Here is a 16,432-nt window from a genome sequence, read left to right as displayed (position 1 = left end):
CAAGGGAAGGGCCAATGGAGCTCTCCTCTTCTTGAAAGTGGTAGGAGGTGCTCCATGTTTTGGAAGAAGACTGCTCCCGTAAGAACTGCGGCCAACCCCGCAATGTCCGCTCTGGCGATGGCTCTGGAGCCACGGATGATGTTCGACGGTGCGGTCGCAGCCACTGCGGTTGAGGTCGCGGATACGCAGACCGCGGATGCCCAGCCGACAGCGGATGCTTCTTCCAGCCATGACAACCTAGCGGCGACGCCGACAGGCACTGCCGACAACCGTCAGGAAATCGTGTTCGTCGACGGGCAAGTCCAGGACTACCAACAACTGTTGCCGGGCATAAAACCGGGCACCGAGGTGGTAGTGCTCAACCCCACAGGCGATGGTCTGAAGCAAATCAGCGACTACCTGGCGGGACGCACTGGCATCGATGCCATCCATATCGTTAGTCACGGGCTGCCCGGGCAGGTGACGCTTGGCAGCCTTACCCTCGATAAAGCAGGCCTGGACGCACGTGCGGCGGACCTTGCGCAGATTGGGCAGAGTCTCGATGCAGATGGCGACATTCTCTTCTACGGCTGCGATGTTGGTAGCGGCGCAGCTGGGCAGGCATTCGTCAACCAGATAGCCCAACTCAGCGGCGCGGATGTAGCCGCTTCCAACGATGCAACCGGTTCTACCTCTCAAGGCGGTGACTGGACGCTGGAAGTCACCAGTGGCTCGATCGATGCAGGAACACCGTTCTCGGCATCGGCCCAACAAGCCTTCAGTGGGCGGTTGTTCGCGGGGACGCTCAATTTCAGCGGCCCGGATGCAGTGCTCGGTACGACAGTGACCGATGGGCAGGCCAACTCCACCGATATACCCGGCGTGGTAATCGAGATCTACTCGGCAAACTCAGGCAATACCAACAGTAACTCTCAGTGGGAGTACTACAGCAATTTATTCGGTGACGGAACACCGAACGCTGAGGGTATTGTCGACGCCTCAGGTGACGGAACGCCGATCGTCATCATTCGCAGCCAGAACGGAACTGATTTCTCCTTCACCGGTATCAAAATCGTCGACTACCTGGGCGCTCATCCGCAAATCACCTTCGAAGCCTTCCGTGATGGCGTCTCGCTGGGCAGCGTGACGCTGGCGACCGATGGCAGCGACTTCATTTCCGATTTCACCCAATCCAACGGGCTGACCGCGTCGATCTTCCAGAACGTCGACGAGATTCGTATCTCGGATCCCTCTTCCGGCGATGGCAATCTATATGTCGCGCTCGACAACATCGGTTTCGCCGATGTGCCCCGCCCCGCCCTGGTGTCGGCAACGTTCTCCGACAACAACCTGAAGGTCGGCGAGACCTCCACCGTCACCTTCATCTTCAATATGGCGGTGACTGGTTTCACCACTACCGACCTGACCGTGCCCAACGGCAGCATCAGCGGGTTGAGCAGCGCCGATGGCGGCCTGACCTGGACCGGCCTGTTCACCCCAGATGCAAGTGTCACCGACAGTACCAACATCATCACCGTCGACCTGAGCGGTGTCACGGGAGTCAGTACCTCCCTTGCAGGTATCGGTACCGCCGACTCCAGCAACTACGCCATCGACACCCTGGCACCCAGCGTCACGTCGGTGACCTCCAGCACCGCCAACGGCACCTACAAGGTAGGGGATGTGATCTCCGTGCAGGTGAACTTCGCTGAGAGCGTCACCGTCAGCGGCACACCGCAGCTGACTCTGGAGACCGGTAGCACTGACCGGGTGGTGAACTACGCGAGCGGCTCCGGCACCAGCAGCCTGACCTTCACCTATACGGTGCAGGCGGGCGACAGCAATGCAGACCTGGACTACATAGGCACCAATGCCCTGGGACTCAACGGCGGCACCATTCGCGATACCGCCGGCAACGACGCCACCCTGACCCTGGCCGCACCAGGCGCGGCGGGCTCCCTGGGGGCCAACAAGGACATCGTGATCAACTCGGCGCCAGCTATTTCCAACCTCAATGGCGACAGCGTGGCCTGGGCCGGTGCCGGTAACACCGTGGTACTGGATGCAGGCGGGAACGCCCTGTTCAGCGACACCGAGTTCGGCGCGCTCAACGGTGGCAACGGCAACTGGGCCGGAGCCAGCCTGACGATCCAGCGCAACGGCACAGCACTGGGCAACGACGTGCTGGGTTTCAACACCGCTGGGGCCCTGTTCACCATCAGCGGCAGCAACCTGCAATCGGGCGGGCAGACCTTCGCCACCTTCACCAACGTGGGCGGCGTACTGACCATCACGTTCACTGGCAGCGGCACAGCCGCGACCACTGCACTGGTCAACGATGTGGCACAGCGGGTTACCTACCGCAATGACACGCCGGCGGGTGACACCACCATCCGCTACAGCCTGAATGACGGCACCAGCACCGTCGCCGCCGACGTCGTGGTCACCAGCGACATCATCTACGTCACCAATACCAACGACACAGCGGCCATCGACCTCAGCAACGGTGTGAGCTTCAGCGAGGCCGTCGCTATCGCCGCAGCTGATGTCACCGGCAGCCAGACCATCGTGTTCGCCAGCAACCTGGCCGGCCAGGCACTGAACCTCAACGTCGTTGCTCTGAACGAAAGCCTGACCTTCGACATGACTCAGGCCAACGGCATGACGCTGACCGGCGGCACCATAACCCTGGCCGGCGGTACCACACAGGTCTTCAACGTCGGCTCGGGCTATAGCGCGACGATTTCCAGCGTGATTGCAGGAGCCGGTGCACTGACCAAGGCAGGAGCGGGTGAACTGACCCTCTCCAACAGCAACATAAACGCCGGAACCACCACTGTCTCTGCCGGCACTCTGGTGGTCGATGGCAGCACCAGTAGCGCCACCACCGTGGCCAGTGGCTCCACCTTGGCCGGCAGCGGCACTCTGGGCGGCGACGTCGAGGTGCAGAACGGCGGCATCCTTGCTCCGGGCGGTGCAGGCGTCGGTATCCTGACCGTCAATGGCAACCTGACCCTGGACTTCGGCAGCACCCTGGCTCTGAACATCAACGGCACCAGTGCCGGAACCGGCCATGACCAGATCGTGGTCAACGGAGTCGTAGACGTATCCGGCGCAACCCTGGCAGTCAATCACGGCTACGCGGCCAGCAGCGGCGACAGCTACACGGTGATCGTCAACGATGCAGCCGACGCGGTAGTCGGAACCTTCAGCGGCATCAGCGAAGGCGGCAAATTCAATACGGCGGGTAACGGCACCGAGCTGACCACCAGCTATATCGGTGGCAGCGGCAACGACCTGACCCTGACCGCTCCCATCGCCCCAACCATCACCAACGTGTCGTCCAGCACCGCCAACGGCACCTACAAGATCGGTGATGTCATCACCGTCAACGTGCAGTTCGACTCGGCAGTAAACGTGACCGGCCTCCCGACGCTGACTCTGGAGACGGGCGCCACCGACCGGGTGCTCAACTATGTGTCTGGCTCGGGCACCAACACCCTGAGCTTCAGTTATACCGTGCAGGCGGGCGACAGCTCCGCCGACCTCGACTACGTCTCTAGCTCGGCTCTGAGCCTCAACGGTGGCAGTATCCGGGACGGCGCCAACCAGTCCGCCATTCTCACCCTGGCAGCCCCCGGCGCGGCGGGTTCCCTAGGCGCCAACAAGGCCCTGGTGGTCGACGGTGTGCGTCCGACAGCAACCAGCATCACCCTGAGCGACACGGCTCTGCGCATCGGCGAGACCGCCACCGTCACCATTACCTTCAACGAGGCGGTGCTCGGCCTGGACGTCGGCGACTTCAACGTAGCCAACGGCAGCCTCAGCAACCCCAGCAGCAGTGACGGCGGCCTGACCTGGACGGCCACCTTCACTCCGAGCGCCAATATCACCGATGTAAGCAACATCATCACTCTCAACAACGCTGGCGTGATGGACCAGGCAGGCAACCTCGGCAGTGGCACCACCGACTCGGTCAACTACGCCATCGATACCCAGCGGCCGACAGCCAGCATCGTGGTCACCGATACCGCGCTCAGGGCTGGGCAGAGCACCACCGTCACCATCACCTTCAGCGAAGCGGTCACCGAGCTGACCACCGCAGACTTCAGCGTCGCCAACGGCAGCCTCAGCAACCTGTTCACCTCCGACAACATCACCTGGACCGCCACCCTGACGCCGTCGGCCAACGTCACCGACAGCAGCAACCTGATTACCCTGGACAATACCGGCGTGCAGGACGTGGCAGGCAACGCCGGCACTAGCACCACCGATTCCAACAACTACGCCATCGACACCCAGCGCCCAACGGCCGGCATCGTGATCACCGATACCGCGCTCAAGGCAGGGCAGAGCACCACAGTCACCATCACTTTCAGCGAGGCCGTGATCGGGCTGACCACGGCGGACTTTAGCGTGGCCAACGGCACGCTCGGCAACCTCAGCAGCAGTGACGGCGGCATCACCTGGACGGCGACCCTGACGCCTGACGCCGACGTCACCGACGCAACCAACCTGATCACTCTGGATAACACCGGTTACACCGATGCCGCCGGCAACACCGGCACCGGCACCACCGACTCCAACAACTACGCCATCGACAGCAAGGCGCCGGCTATCACCTCTGTCGGCGTGCCGGCCAACGGCACCTACGTGGCGGGTGACGCCCTCGACTTCACGGTGAACTTCGACGAAGCCGTAACCGTTGATACCACTGGCGGCACACCACGCCTGGCGATCACCCTGGATACCGGCGGCACCGTCTACGCCAACTACCTGAGTGGCTCGGGCAGCACCGCGCTGGTGTTCCGCCTGACCGTTGCCAATGGCCAGCAGGACAGCAACGGCATTGCCGTCGGCACCAACCTCCAGAGCAACGGCGCGACCCTGCGCGATGCCGCCGGCAATGATGCCCAGACCGCGCTCAATGGCGTTCCCTCCACAGCAGACGTGTTGGTGGATGCCGCACCGCCACAGGTGACCGGCATCGCCCTCGACGGCACATCGCCCACCACCAATACCACCCTCGGCTTCACCGTTACGTTCAGCGAAGACGTCAACGGCGTGGATCTGACCGACTTCGCTCTGGCCACCACGGGCAGCGCCAGCGGTACCCTGCTCTCGCTGGTACAGATCGATGCACGCACCTATCGCATCACTGTCGGCGGTGTGACCGGCCAGGGCACGCTTGGCTTGTCGCTCACGGCCGCTGGCAGCGGCATTGTTGATAGCGTCGGTAACACCTTGCAGAACAACTTCTCCAGCGCCGGCTACACGCTGGGCGGGCTCAATACCGGCGATCCGGAATTCCGCGCCAACCCGACGCCCAACGTGCCTACTACACCGACCGCACCGCCTCAACCCAATGTGCCCGGCGCGCCACCCTCCAGTACCACCTCGCCACTGTTGCCGCCGCCACTGTTCGAGCAACCGAATCTCGGCAGCGGCGTACCCACGGTGGGCAACATCTTCATCAACAACGGTGCGCTGGCGCCCAGCTACATCGCCCAGGTCTTCGCCAGCAGCGACAGCGGTGCCGGCAATGGCAGCGGCATTGGTTTCCTCGGCTTCGGCGGGGGCGACGGCGGCGTGTTCGGCAGCAGCAGCTTCTCCAGCATGTTCAGCAAGGACGTACCGCTGGAGTCAGGCGAAATCCAGCTTCGCTGGGGTAATTCAAACAGCAATGGTCTGGGCGGGGGAGAGATTCTCGGAGCACCGACTCTGAGCCAGCAACTCCAGGAAATAGGGGATAGCGAACAACGCCAGGTAAGAGACCTTGCCTGGGCGTTGGGAGAAATTCCGTTGCAGATGCCACAAGCGTAATCGACAAAACAGATAAGAATCGAATGAGTGCCGTACCAGGGGGCGGCCCAAGGATGAGCAAAGCAGCGAAATTTTTCAGTATCAGTCTACTGGCGCTAGCCGTTGGTGGCTGCGCGGTGACCAGCCAACCCATCGACCGCAGCGTCAGCGAGCAACGCGCGCAGCAGGATCTGGCGACCATGTTCAAGGATCAGGAGCCGCTCAGCGGCCCACTGACCTTGCACGAAGCCATGGCCCGCGCGGTGAAGTACAACCTCGAGGCGCGCCTGAAGGTCATGGAAGAAGCCATGGCCCAGCGTCAGGTCGACCTGGCCACCTTCGACATGCTGCCACGCATGGCGCTGTCCGCCGGCTATGCCGGACGTAACAACGTCAGCGCCTCCAGCAGCCAGAGCATCGAAACCGGCACCCAGTCTCTGGAGCCGTCCACCTCGCAGGACCGCGACCGTGGCGTGGCGGATCTGACCATGGTGTGGAACGTGCTGGACTTCGGTGTCAGTTACGTCAGTGCCAAGCAACAGGGTGACCAGCGCCTGATCGTGCAAGAGCGCCGGCGCAAGGTGGTGCACACCATCATTCAGGATGTGCGCTCCGCGTACTGGCGTGCCGTGGCGGCAGATCGTCTGCTGACCCAGATCGACAGCCTGATGGCACGCGTCGCCCAGGCCCGCGACAACAGCCAGCGCCTGAGCGAGCAGCGTATCGGCGACCCGATCCAGGCCCTGAGCTATCAGCGCGCGCTGATCGAGGCTAGCCGTCAGCTGGAAGAGCAACGCCGCGCCCTGTCGCTGGCCAAGACCGAACTGGCCACTCTGATCAACCTGCCACTGGGCACTCAGGTCGAACTGGCGCCTGACGCCGGTTATCAGATGCCGGAGCTCAAGGTTGAACTGAGCACACTGGAGCAGGAAGCTCTGGCCAGTCGTCCCGAACTGCGCGAGCAGGATTACCAGGCACGCATCAGCGCTGCAGAAACACGCAAAGCTATGCTCCGTCTGTTGCCAGGCCTGGAGTTTTCCGCCGGTGGGCACTACGACAGCAACTCGTTCCTGGTGAACCAAAGCTGGGCCGACTACGGCGTGAAAGTCACCTGGAACCTGTTCAATGTACTCTCCGCGCCAGCCGCCATCGATGTTGCCAAAGCCGGCCAGGAGGTCGCCGATGCACGGCGTCAGGCCATGTCGATGGCCATCCTCGCCCAACTGCACGTTGCCAATGCCAACTTCCGCGAGGCTCAGCGTCAGTTCCAGACCAGCCAGCAACTGGCCGGCCTGGACGGGCAGATCGTCGAGCAACTGCGTAATCGCTACCAGGCCCAGGGCATTGGCGAACTGGAACTGATCCAGGGCGAGCTGAACACGCTGCAGGCGGACCTGCGCCGCGACCTGGCCTACGCCGAGCTGCGTAACAGCTATGGCCAGCTATTCGCCAGCGTCGGCCTCGACCCGCTGCCGGAGAGCGTCGCCTCCGACAGCGTCGCGGATATCGCTGCTGCGCTATCCAGCCGCGAAGCGCAATGGCAGGCAGGCCAGCTCTAGTCTGTCAGCACTCGCCATCGAGACTGGCGATCCAGCGGTCGATCACCTCCAGCCCTTCGCGGTGGGAGGTGGAGCGGCCCAGTTCGGGCATCATGATGCTGGGGTCGGTGCTGTGCAGGCGAAAGCTCAGCACCGACTTTTCCGGCGCACCGGGATGAATGTCCACCAGACGATCACCGGAGCCCTTGCCCGCAGCCACTGGCTGCTTGCACAGGCCATAGGCGATGCTCAGCGGGGTAGCCGGATCGAGATACAAACCTGAGGTACGCCCCGGCCCTTCACGGTTATGGCAGTGCGAGCAGTTGGCATCCAGATAACTGCGTGCCTGATGCTCCAGGCTCTCCCCTTCGCGCGGCGCGCTCCACAGGGCATTGCGTGGAACGCTGGCCATGTCAGCCGGCATACCTTGCAGGAAGCCGATTTTCTGCCAGTAAAACAACTGGTTGGCCGCGCCATCGGCGTAGGCGAAATCCTTGTTCAGATGGCGCGCCTTGGGCCCCAGGGGTTGCACACCCTTGCCAGCCTGCTCCTCGTGACACCCCGCGCACTGGTTGGCATCGGGCACCTGATAGTCGACCGCCAGCACCTCGCCAGTTTCATCATGCAGTTGCAGATCGAAGCTGGCGCCTGCCCAGTCCAGCGTGGCCTCGCGTTGCGCCTCGTCCCAGACGTAAGGCAGGGCGACCCAGCCCTGCTCCTGGCGCAGCAGGATACGCGTCTCGATCAGCCGCACCCGCTTCAGTTCCACCGTCTCGGCACCGTGCTGCTCGCTACGCAGAAGCCGGCCCTGGGTATCGATCGGATAGTAGAAGGTTTTGCTCAGCACGGTGCCAACGGGGTAATCGAAACGTGCTTCGGCATAGCGAGCATGGTGCCCTTCGGGCAGCCAGATCGTACGCAGCTTGTGCGCATAATCGGTGAACAGCGGCGTATTCAGATCGTAGGGCTGTACACCGCCGACCGGCTGCAACTGGCCGTCACGCTGCTGCAGCACACCCCAGGCGCTGAGCTTCTGCGGATAGTCTTCACTGCTGGGCAGATAAAGGGGCGTGCGCGCTTGCTCACAGGCGCCGAGCAGCACGGCGGCAATCAACAGCCAGGCGTGCTTCATGCTTACTCACCTGCCTCGGCCAGAGCTGCGCGCAACTCGACGACAGGAAGACGGGGCAGCTCGCAGCGATGTGGCTCAATGTCCGTGCTGATGTTCTTGTAGCCGCCGGGACCGTCGACGTTGACGATGCCGGCATCACCATTGTCGATGCAGATGGCCAGTTCCACCGGTAGTTTGCCATCGACCAGCTTTTCGGGGTTCACGTAGCCGTCCCAGAGGATGTCCGGCAGGCGGCCATTGAGACCGAACTTGGCCAGCCTCAGCGCTTTCAGCTCGAGGTTATCGGGGCTGTCGCCACCGGGTCCGAAGCGGTTGCCATGGATATGAATGGCCTCCGGGTAGGGATCGAAGTCCGCCTCGGTGGAGAGGTCGGTGTAGCCGGTACTGAAGTAGCTGCTGACGATGACGTTGGCGGTGCGGTGGTCGCCAATATCGTTATCGAAGATCTCAACTTTGTCGTTGGAGTTGACCAGCACGCCAGAGCCCGCCGGCACACTGGCGACCGGCGTGCCCTGGTGGCCGAAGTTCTTGTGGTTGTTGCTCTCGACCTTGTTGCGGTAGACCCGCGTGGTATGACCTGGCTGCGGCAGGTTGGGCATGTTGAACACCAGGATGCCGCCGGTATTGCCGGTGGCGACATTGTCATAGACGTCGGCGCCGATGGTGTTCTCGATCTCGATGCCCGCGACGTTGCGCTCGGCACGGCTGTTGCGCACCACCACGTTGCGCGACTGACCCACATAGATGCCGGCGTCCGAAGCACCGATGGCCACCACGCCGTCGATCAGCACATTCTCGGTCTGTACCGGATAGATGCCATAGGCACCATTCTCGGTAGCCGGGCCATTGGTCCACTCGGTGCGCACGCGACGAATGATGATGTTCTGGCCACCGACCACCTTGAGCGCATCGCCCTTGGTGTCCTCCAGCGCCAGGTCCTCGATGGTGAAGTCAGAGGCGCTCACCAGCAGTCCTTCGGCGCCGGATTTCTGCCCCTTGAAGTTGAGGATGGTCTGATCCATGCCGGCGCCGCGCAACGTCACGCCACTGACCTTGAGGCTCAGGCTACGGTCGATCTGCCAGGTACCAGCGGGAATCTCGATCACCTCCCCCGGCTTGGCCTTGATCAGCTGCGTCTGCAGCTGCTTCTGAAAGTCGAGATTGGCCGCGGGCGGCGCTTCGCTCTCCCCGCATGCCGTCAGTAGCAAGGACAAAGCAATAACCGAGGGAGCAGCAAGGCGCATGATGGGACTCCACTGTTGTTTTTATATTTTGGAACTATAGTACCAACAAATAGACAAGCCAACCCTCACAAGCAATACCATGAACCCAGGGGAGACGCTTGCAGCCCCCACCGGGAAGCAACAGACTACGAGCACTTTCGCAGCCCAAGGACAGGCCGCCATGCACACCCTTGAACGCATCTATCCCTTGAAGATGGATGAGCGCCTGGCCGCCGACTTGGCCACTCTCAACTTGCACATGCAGCGCTACGCATTCGCCAGCGACTCGCTGGCAGGCTCGCGTGTGCTCGACATGGCGTGTGGCTGCGGTTATGGCAGTGCATTGCTGGCCGAGCGGCATCCGGACAAGCAGATCACCGGTATCGACATCGATCCCGAAGCCATTGCCTATGCGCAGGCAAATTATCAACGACCCAACCTGAGCTATCAGTGCGCCAATGCCGAAACCTTCGCCGACAGCGCAGGCTTCGACAGCATCGTCAGCCTGGAAACCATCGAGCACCTGCCGGACCCGCTGCGCCTGGCAGAAAACCTCGTACGACTGCTGGCCCAGGGTGGCCGTATCATTGCCTCGGTGCCGACCACACCGACACTCGACGGCAACCCGCATCACCTACATGACTTCAGCCCGGCCAGCTTCGCGCGCCTGTTCAGCCGCCATGGGCTTCGCCCGCATGAGCGTTTCGAGCAGATCCAGCGCTGGGAGTTTTCCGGGCTATTCAAGAAGTCGGAGAAAAAGGAGGCACGCCAGCATCGCTCGGAAGGCGTCGGCAATGCCGTACTGGCGTATTACCGCAGCCACCCGTTTTATCTGTTCAGGCGCTTGTGGTCGATCCTGCGCTATGGCCCGAGCAATCGCTACCTGACGTGCCGCTTCAGCACGGACTGAGACAAGCCGCAGGTCACGACGACGATGGTGGGCTGAAGCCCACCCTACGAGGCGCTGGCCAGGGCTTCTGAAACGAAAACGCCAGCACAGTGCTGGCGTTTTCGTGAGTGCTGCTGAGATTCAGCGCGGCACTGCGGGCTTCTTCCCAGGCTTCTTGCCCTTACCTTTACCAGCGCCAGCACGTTCACGCGCGGCTTGCTGGTTGCGCGCCTCAGCCGCCGCCTTGGCCTGCTCACGCTTGTCCCAGGGCTTGCTGCCATCACTGCCACGCGGCGGCAGCCCCGTATGCTGAGTGAGAATCTTGCCTGCATTACCCGCCTTCTTGCTGCCGACCGGCGTGGAGTTCTTGCGCCGCGCACTCTGGTAGCCATCGTCAGCAGCTGGCTGGTTAGCCGGAATCAATTGATGCTTGGCCGGGCCGATCAGATCACTGCGACCCATGCGCGTCAGTGCCTCACGCAGCAACGGCCATCCTTTCGGATCGTGATAACGCAGGAACGCCTTGTGCAGGCGACGCTGCTGATCGCTCTTGACGATCTCGACGCCGTCGCTCTTGTAGGTGACCTTGCGCAGCGGGTTCTTGCCCGAGTGATACATGGCGGTGGCCGTAGCCATCGGCGACGGGTAGAAGGCCTGTACCTGGTCAGCACGGAAGCCGTTGCGCTTGAGCCACAGGGCGAGGTTCATCATGTCCTCGTCGGTGGTGCCCGGGTGCGCAGCGATGAAGTACGGGATCAGGTACTGCTCCTTGCCCGCCTCCTTCGAGTACTTCTCGAACATCTGCTTGAAGCGGTCGTAGCTGCCGATCCCCGGTTTCATCATCTTGTCCAGCGGGCCACGCTCGGTGTGCTCCGGGGCGATCTTCAGGTAGCCGCCGACGTGATGGGTGACCAGTTCCTTGACGTACTCCGGCGACTCCACGGCCAGGTCATAGCGCAGACCGGAGGCGATCAGGATCTTCTTCACGCCCGGCAGCGCGCGAGCCTTGCGGTACAGCTCGATCAAGGACGAGTGGTCGGTATTGAGGTTCTCGCAGATGCCCGGGAACACGCACGACGGCTTGCGGCAGTGCTTCTCGATCTCCGGGTCCTTGCAGGCGATGCGGTACATGTTGGCAGTTGGCCCGCCGAGGTCGGAGACCACGCCTGTGAAGCCCGGCACCTTGTCGCGCATCTCCTCGATCTCGCGGATGATCGACTCGTGCGAGCGGTTCTGAATGATGCGTCCCTCGTGCTCGGTGATCGAGCAGAAGGTACAGCCGCCGAAGCAGCCGCGCATGATGTTCACCGAGAACCGGATCATTTCGTAGGCCGGAATCTTCTCCTTGCCGTACGCCGGGTGCGGCACGCGCGCATAGGGCATGCCGAACACGTAGTCCATTTCCTCGGTGGTCATGGGGATGGGTGGCGGGTTGAACCACACGTCCACCTCGCCATGCCTCTGCACCAGCGCGCGAGCGTTGCCCGGGTTGGTTTCCAGGTGCAGCACACGGTTGGCGTGGGCATAGAGCACCGGGTCGTTACGCACTTTCTCGAACGACGGCAGACGGATCACCGTCTTGTCGCGGGTCATGCGCGGGCTGTCGAGAATCTGCACCACCTTGGCTTCGTTGGGGTCTTCAACCTCACCTTTGGCCTGCTCGATGGCACAGGCTTCGGTGTCCTGCGTATTGACGTAGGGGTTGATGATCTTGTCGACGCGGCCCGGACGGTCGATACGGGTGGAGTCGACCTCATACCAGCCTTCGGGCGTATCGCGACGGATGAAAGCCGTACCGCGTACATCGCTGATGGTTTCGACCTGCTCGCCACGCGACAGACGCTGGGCGATCTCGACCACCGCGCGCTCGGCGTTGCCGTAGAGCAGGATGTCGGCGGTGGCGTCCATCAGGATCGAACGACGGACCTTGTCCTGCCAGTAGTCGTAATGGGCAATACGGCGCAAGGATGCCTCGATGCCGCCCAGCACCACCGGCACGTGACTGTAGGCCTCCTTGCAGCGCTGGCTGTAGACCAGGCTGGCGCGATCCGGGCGTTTTCCAGCCAGGCCGCCAGGCGTATAGGCGTCGTCGGAGCGAACTTTCTTGTCAGCGGTGTAGCGGTTGATCATCGAGTCCATGTTGCCGGCGGCGACGCCGAAAAACAGGTTCGGCTCGCCGAGCTTCATGAAGTCGTCTTTGCTGCGCCAATCCGGCTGGGCAATGATGCCCACGCGAAAGCCCTGGGCTTCGAGCAGGCGACCGATGATGGCCATGCCAAACGAAGGATGATCGACGTAGGCGTCACCGGTGACGATGATGATGTCGCAGCTGTCCCAGCCGAGCTGATCCATCTCTTCCCGGCTCATCGGCAGGAAGGGCGCAGGCCCGAAACACTCGGCCCAGTACTTGGGATAGTCGAACAGCGGCTTGGCGGCTTGCATATTTTTTGATCAATTGGCTATCACGAAGGGCGCGGATAATAGCACAAATATTGACCAAACCAGACTAAAGCGCTGGGTTTAATAGCGTCCCCACGCACTGCGACAAACACTCAAGCACGGGGCTGGCTAACCCGCCGGATTAGCGGCGCTTGTACAGAACCGGCTTCGGCAAAGAAAGGACAGAAAATCAGACATCTTCCTGCAGTAGCCTTACGCCATATTTGTTTTCGTCCGATAACAATCCTGTGCATATACTCAATTACTCGGTCAGCCGTCTCCAGGACACCTATGCTGCAGCGTTTCGCCTTTCTGCTCGCTCTTCTGCTCGGACTGTCGACCACGGGCCTGGCAACGGCGTCCGTGGTGCTCACCGACGCCAGCAGCGGCATGCCGCTCAATGCGCATATCGAGCTGCTGGAAGACGCTCAGGGTACCCTGACCATCGATGACGTTGCCGCCCCTGAGCTGCAGTCGCGCTTTCAACCCGCCAATGGCCGTGCCAGTGTCGGTCAGAGCCTCAATCCCTGGTGGATCAAGCTCACCCTGCAACGCGATATACGTGCCCCTGCCCGCTGGGTGCTGGAAGTGGGCTCGGTGACCCAACTCGACCTGCAGCTCTACCAGCCCGACGGCCAGGGCGGCTGGCTGGTGCGTCAATCCGGTGAGCGCGTCGCCTTCAGCGAGAACCGCGACCACCCCTACCGACGCATGGTGTTCGACCTGCCAACCCTGGGTGAACAGCCAACGACCTTCTACCTGCGCGCCTTCGACCCGGCGGGCAACTCCTTCCCGCTGCGCATCTGGCAACTTGATGACCTAGAACAACTGGCAGCCCGCGAGAACCTTGCGCTCGGTGCCATCTATGGCGTGGTCTTCGCACTGCTGCTGTACAACCTGTTCATCCTCATCTCGCTGCGCGACAAGGCCTATTTCTGGTACGTGCTGACCACAGCCTTCGCCCTGCTGTTCATCATGAGCATGACTGGTCATGCCGCGCAGTACCTGTGGCCCAACCACCCGGTGCCGGCGTGGCTCGACCGCATCACCTTGCCGTCGTTGTGGGGACTGTTCGCCAGCCGCTTCACCCAGACGCTGCTGCAGACGCGCGTTTACGTTCGCTGGGCGCATCACCTGCTGAACATGGCCTGCGTGGTCTATCTCATCGCTATCGCCCTGACCCTGTTCGATCAACGATACCTCGCGGCCTGGGCCATCGCCCTGCTGTCGCTGACCAGCATCCCCGCCGCCCTGGGCAGCGCCGTGATCCGCTGGCGCCAGGGGTTCTTCCCGGCCCAGCTGTATCTCTATGGTTATGGTCTGGTCCTGGGCAGCGTCGCCATCCTGCTGCTGCGCACTACCGGCGTGCTGCAACCGGCCGAATGGAACGCCTACGTATTCCCGCTGGCCGTGGCAGCCGAATCCATCCTGTTCTCCTTCGCCCTGGCTTATCGCATCCAGATACTCAAGCAAGAGCGCGCCGTTGCCCTGCAACAGGCCGATCGTGAGAAAACCGCACGCCTGGCGCAACTGCAGGCCAGCGCTGACGAACTGCAAGCTGCAGTGACCGCACGTACCGCCGAACTGGCCGCGACCAACGAACAGCTCCGCGACCGCGAACGCGAACTGCAGCACGCCGCCTTCCATGACTCGCTGACCGAGCTGCCCAACCGACGCTATCTGGTCGAGCGCTGCGAGTCGGCCCTGGCTCACGCCGAGCGGCACAAGGAGAGCGTGGCGTTGCTGCTGATCGACCTGGATCACTTCAAGCCGATCAATGACCGTTTTGGCCACGCAGCCGGTGATCTGATGCTGCAGGTGATCGCCAAGCGCCTGCGCGAGCACGTTCGCGCAGGCGATGCGGTTGCCCGCCTGGGCGGCGATGAGTTCGCCGCCCTGATCTGCGGCAGCGATGCCGAAAGCCAGGCCCGGGAGATCGCCGAACGCCTGCTGGCAGAACTATCCACGCCGGTGCACTACGGTGCCGAACGCCTGCGCGTGACCATCAGCATCGGCGTAGCACTCTATCCGCGCCATGCGAAAAACTTCACCGGGCTGTACAAGGCAGCAGACATGGCGCTTTACCGGGTAAAGGAACTGGGTCGCTCCGGTTCGCGCGTGCATGGCGACGATGGCGAGCTAAGCGAACAAGCCTGCCTGGAGCTGGATGTACTGAAAGTTCCCAGCGGGCTGGCCTAGTCCCGTAGGGCGGGCGCAACCCGCCAGGCTGCCGATAGCGGGTTGCACCCGCCCTACCCGAGATCCTGCTAGCCGATATAGCGCCGCGGCACTCGAGCGGTGACTTTGCTCAGCAATTCGTAGCCAATGGTGCCGCTGGCTGACGCTACTTCATCCACCGGAAGATTGCTGCCCCATAGTTCCACCGGCGAATCGATGTCGACCTCAGGCAGATCCGTGATATCCACCGCCAGCATGTCCATCGACACCCTGCCCGCCAGCCCGACACGCTGTCCCTCGACCAGCACCGGCGTGCCGCTGGGCGCATGGCGCGGATAACCATCGGCATAACCGCAGCTGACCGTGGCAATACGCGAAGGTCGCTCGGCGACCCAGGTCGCGCCATAACCAACGCTTTCACCGACGGCCACCTCACGCACGGCAATCACCCGCGCGGCCAGAGTCATGGCCGGTTTCAACCCCAGCTCGCGTGCACTCAGCTCGGCGAACGGCGTAGCACCGTAGAGCATGATGCCGGGGCGCAGCCAGTCCATATGCGCCGCAGGAATGGTCAGTACGGCCGCCGAGTTGGCCAGTGAGCGATGATTGAAATCCAGATCCAGCAGATCGAGAAAACGCTCGACCTGCTGTTCGGTCAGCGCATGGCCGCGCTCGTCGGCGCAGGCGAAGTGGCTGAGCAGGTTGAGTTCGGCGACCTGGGCGGCGTCTTCCAGCCGCGCATGCCAATGGCGCAGACTGGCGGCGTCGAAACCGAGGCGATGCATGCCGGAGTCGAGTTTGAGCCAAACGTTTAGCGGGCGCGCCAACTCAGCGGCAACCAGCGCCTCGGCCTGCGCCGCGCTCTGTACCACCAGATCCAGTCCAAGCTGCGCGGCGATGGCGTATTCACTGGCCTCGAAGCAGCCCTCGAGCAGCAGGATTCGCGCCCTGTCATGCATGGCGCGCACCTCGGCCGCCTCCTCCAGACAGGCCACGGCAAAGCCGTCGGCAACCTCGCGCAACGCCGTCACCACCTCACGCACGCCATGCCCGTAGGCATTGGCCTTGACCACGGCGAAGGCCTGGCGCCCGGGCGCGCAGCGCTTGGCGACGGTGTAGTTATGAGCGATGGCGGAGAGGTCGACGATGGCGGCAAGCGGACGCATGACAGAAGGCCTGAACGAAAAACGGGCGCCCATCTTAACCGCTGGGCGCCCGTTTTCATTGATCCAGAGCGTAGCCCGGATGCAAT

At 62.6% G+C, this 16,432-nt stretch carries 8 protein-coding genes; 4 read left to right on the top strand and 4 right to left on the bottom strand.

Features of this window, described 5'->3' with window-relative positions; translation table 11 throughout:
* Nucleotides 1–135: 135 nt before the first annotated feature.
* Entirely contained in the window at nt 136–5,802 is a 5,667-nt protein-coding gene (locus GV002_RS15340) for an Ig-like domain-containing protein (RefSeq protein WP_160020173.1), read from the top strand.
* Nucleotides 5,803–5,855: 53 nt separating this feature from the next.
* Nucleotides 5,856–7,340: a TolC family protein gene (locus tag GV002_RS15335; protein ID WP_160019228.1), complete on the top strand. Its 1,485-nt coding sequence runs from the start codon at nt 5,856–5,858 to the stop codon at nt 7,338–7,340.
* Between the two features lie 4 nt (nt 7,341–7,344).
* Here GV002_RS15335 and GV002_RS15330 read toward each other — a convergent pair whose 3' ends face one another.
* Both GV002_RS15330 and GV002_RS15325 read right to left on the bottom strand, forming a co-directional pair.
* Nucleotides 7,345–8,451 (bottom strand): SO2930 family diheme c-type cytochrome, encoded by a 1,107-nt coding sequence (locus tag GV002_RS15330; RefSeq protein WP_160019227.1) that lies wholly within the window; start codon nt 8,449–8,451, stop codon nt 7,345–7,347.
* 2 nt (nt 8,452–8,453) lie between these two features.
* Nucleotides 8,454–9,695: a parallel beta-helix domain-containing protein gene (locus tag GV002_RS15325; RefSeq protein ID WP_160019226.1), complete on the bottom strand. Its 1,242-nt coding sequence runs from the start codon at nt 9,693–9,695 to the stop codon at nt 8,454–8,456.
* A gap of 160 nt (nt 9,696–9,855) precedes the next feature.
* Between GV002_RS15325 and GV002_RS15320 the strand changes: the two genes are divergently transcribed.
* The gene (locus GV002_RS15320) at nt 9,856–10,584 is read left to right on the top strand and encodes a class I SAM-dependent methyltransferase (RefSeq protein ID WP_160019225.1); all 729 of its coding nucleotides are present in this window, start codon (nt 9,856–9,858) and stop codon (nt 10,582–10,584) included.
* Between the two features lie 120 nt (nt 10,585–10,704).
* Here the strand turns inward: GV002_RS15320 and GV002_RS15315 are convergent, their stop codons facing one another.
* Nucleotides 10,705–13,005, bottom strand: a complete 2,301-nt coding sequence (locus tag GV002_RS15315) for a YgiQ family radical SAM protein (protein WP_160019224.1) — start codon at nt 13,003–13,005, stop codon at nt 10,705–10,707.
* A 288-nt stretch (nt 13,006–13,293) separates the two neighbouring features.
* Here GV002_RS15315 and GV002_RS15310 point away from each other — a divergent pair, with 288 nt between their 5' ends.
* Nucleotides 13,294–15,201, top strand: a complete 1,908-nt coding sequence (locus GV002_RS15310; RefSeq protein WP_160019223.1) for a diguanylate cyclase — start codon at nt 13,294–13,296, stop codon at nt 15,199–15,201.
* Nucleotides 15,202–15,269: 68 nt separating this feature from the next.
* On the opposite strand, the gene alr is transcribed toward GV002_RS15310, so the two are convergent.
* Nucleotides 15,270–16,346, bottom strand: a complete 1,077-nt coding sequence (gene alr / locus GV002_RS15305) for an alanine racemase (RefSeq protein ID WP_160019222.1) — start codon at nt 16,344–16,346, stop codon at nt 15,270–15,272.
* Nucleotides 16,347–16,432: the final 86 nt, after the last annotated feature.

Source organism: Pseudomonas sp. 8O (genome assembly GCF_902506495.1).
Classification (GTDB): domain Bacteria; phylum Pseudomonadota; class Gammaproteobacteria; order Pseudomonadales; family Pseudomonadaceae; genus Aquipseudomonas; species Aquipseudomonas chaetocerotis.
This window is presented reverse-complemented; position numbering and strand designations above follow the sequence as displayed.

Bases quoted from the DNA above. Each gene is read 5' to 3' on its own strand.
- GV002_RS15340 (WP_160020173.1), top strand. From the start codon at position 136: ATGATGTTCGACGGTGCGGTCGCAGCCACTGCGGTTGAGGTCGCGGAT.
- GV002_RS15330 (WP_160019227.1), bottom strand. From the start codon at position 8,451: ATGAAGCACGCCTGGCTGTTGATTGCCGCCGTGCTGCTCGGCGCCTGT.
- alr (WP_160019222.1), bottom strand. From the start codon at position 16,346: ATGCGTCCGCTTGCCGCCATCGTCGACCTCTCCGCCATCGCTCATAAC.
- GV002_RS15325 (WP_160019226.1), bottom strand. From the start codon at position 9,695: ATGCGCCTTGCTGCTCCCTCGGTTATTGCTTTGTCCTTGCTACTGACG.
- GV002_RS15320 (WP_160019225.1), top strand. From the start codon at position 9,856: ATGCACACCCTTGAACGCATCTATCCCTTGAAGATGGATGAGCGCCTG.
- GV002_RS15310 (WP_160019223.1), top strand. From the start codon at position 13,294: ATGCTGCAGCGTTTCGCCTTTCTGCTCGCTCTTCTGCTCGGACTGTCG.
- GV002_RS15335 (WP_160019228.1), top strand. From the start codon at position 5,856: ATGAGCAAAGCAGCGAAATTTTTCAGTATCAGTCTACTGGCGCTAGCC.
- GV002_RS15315 (WP_160019224.1), bottom strand. From the start codon at position 13,005: ATGCAAGCCGCCAAGCCGCTGTTCGACTATCCCAAGTACTGGGCCGAG.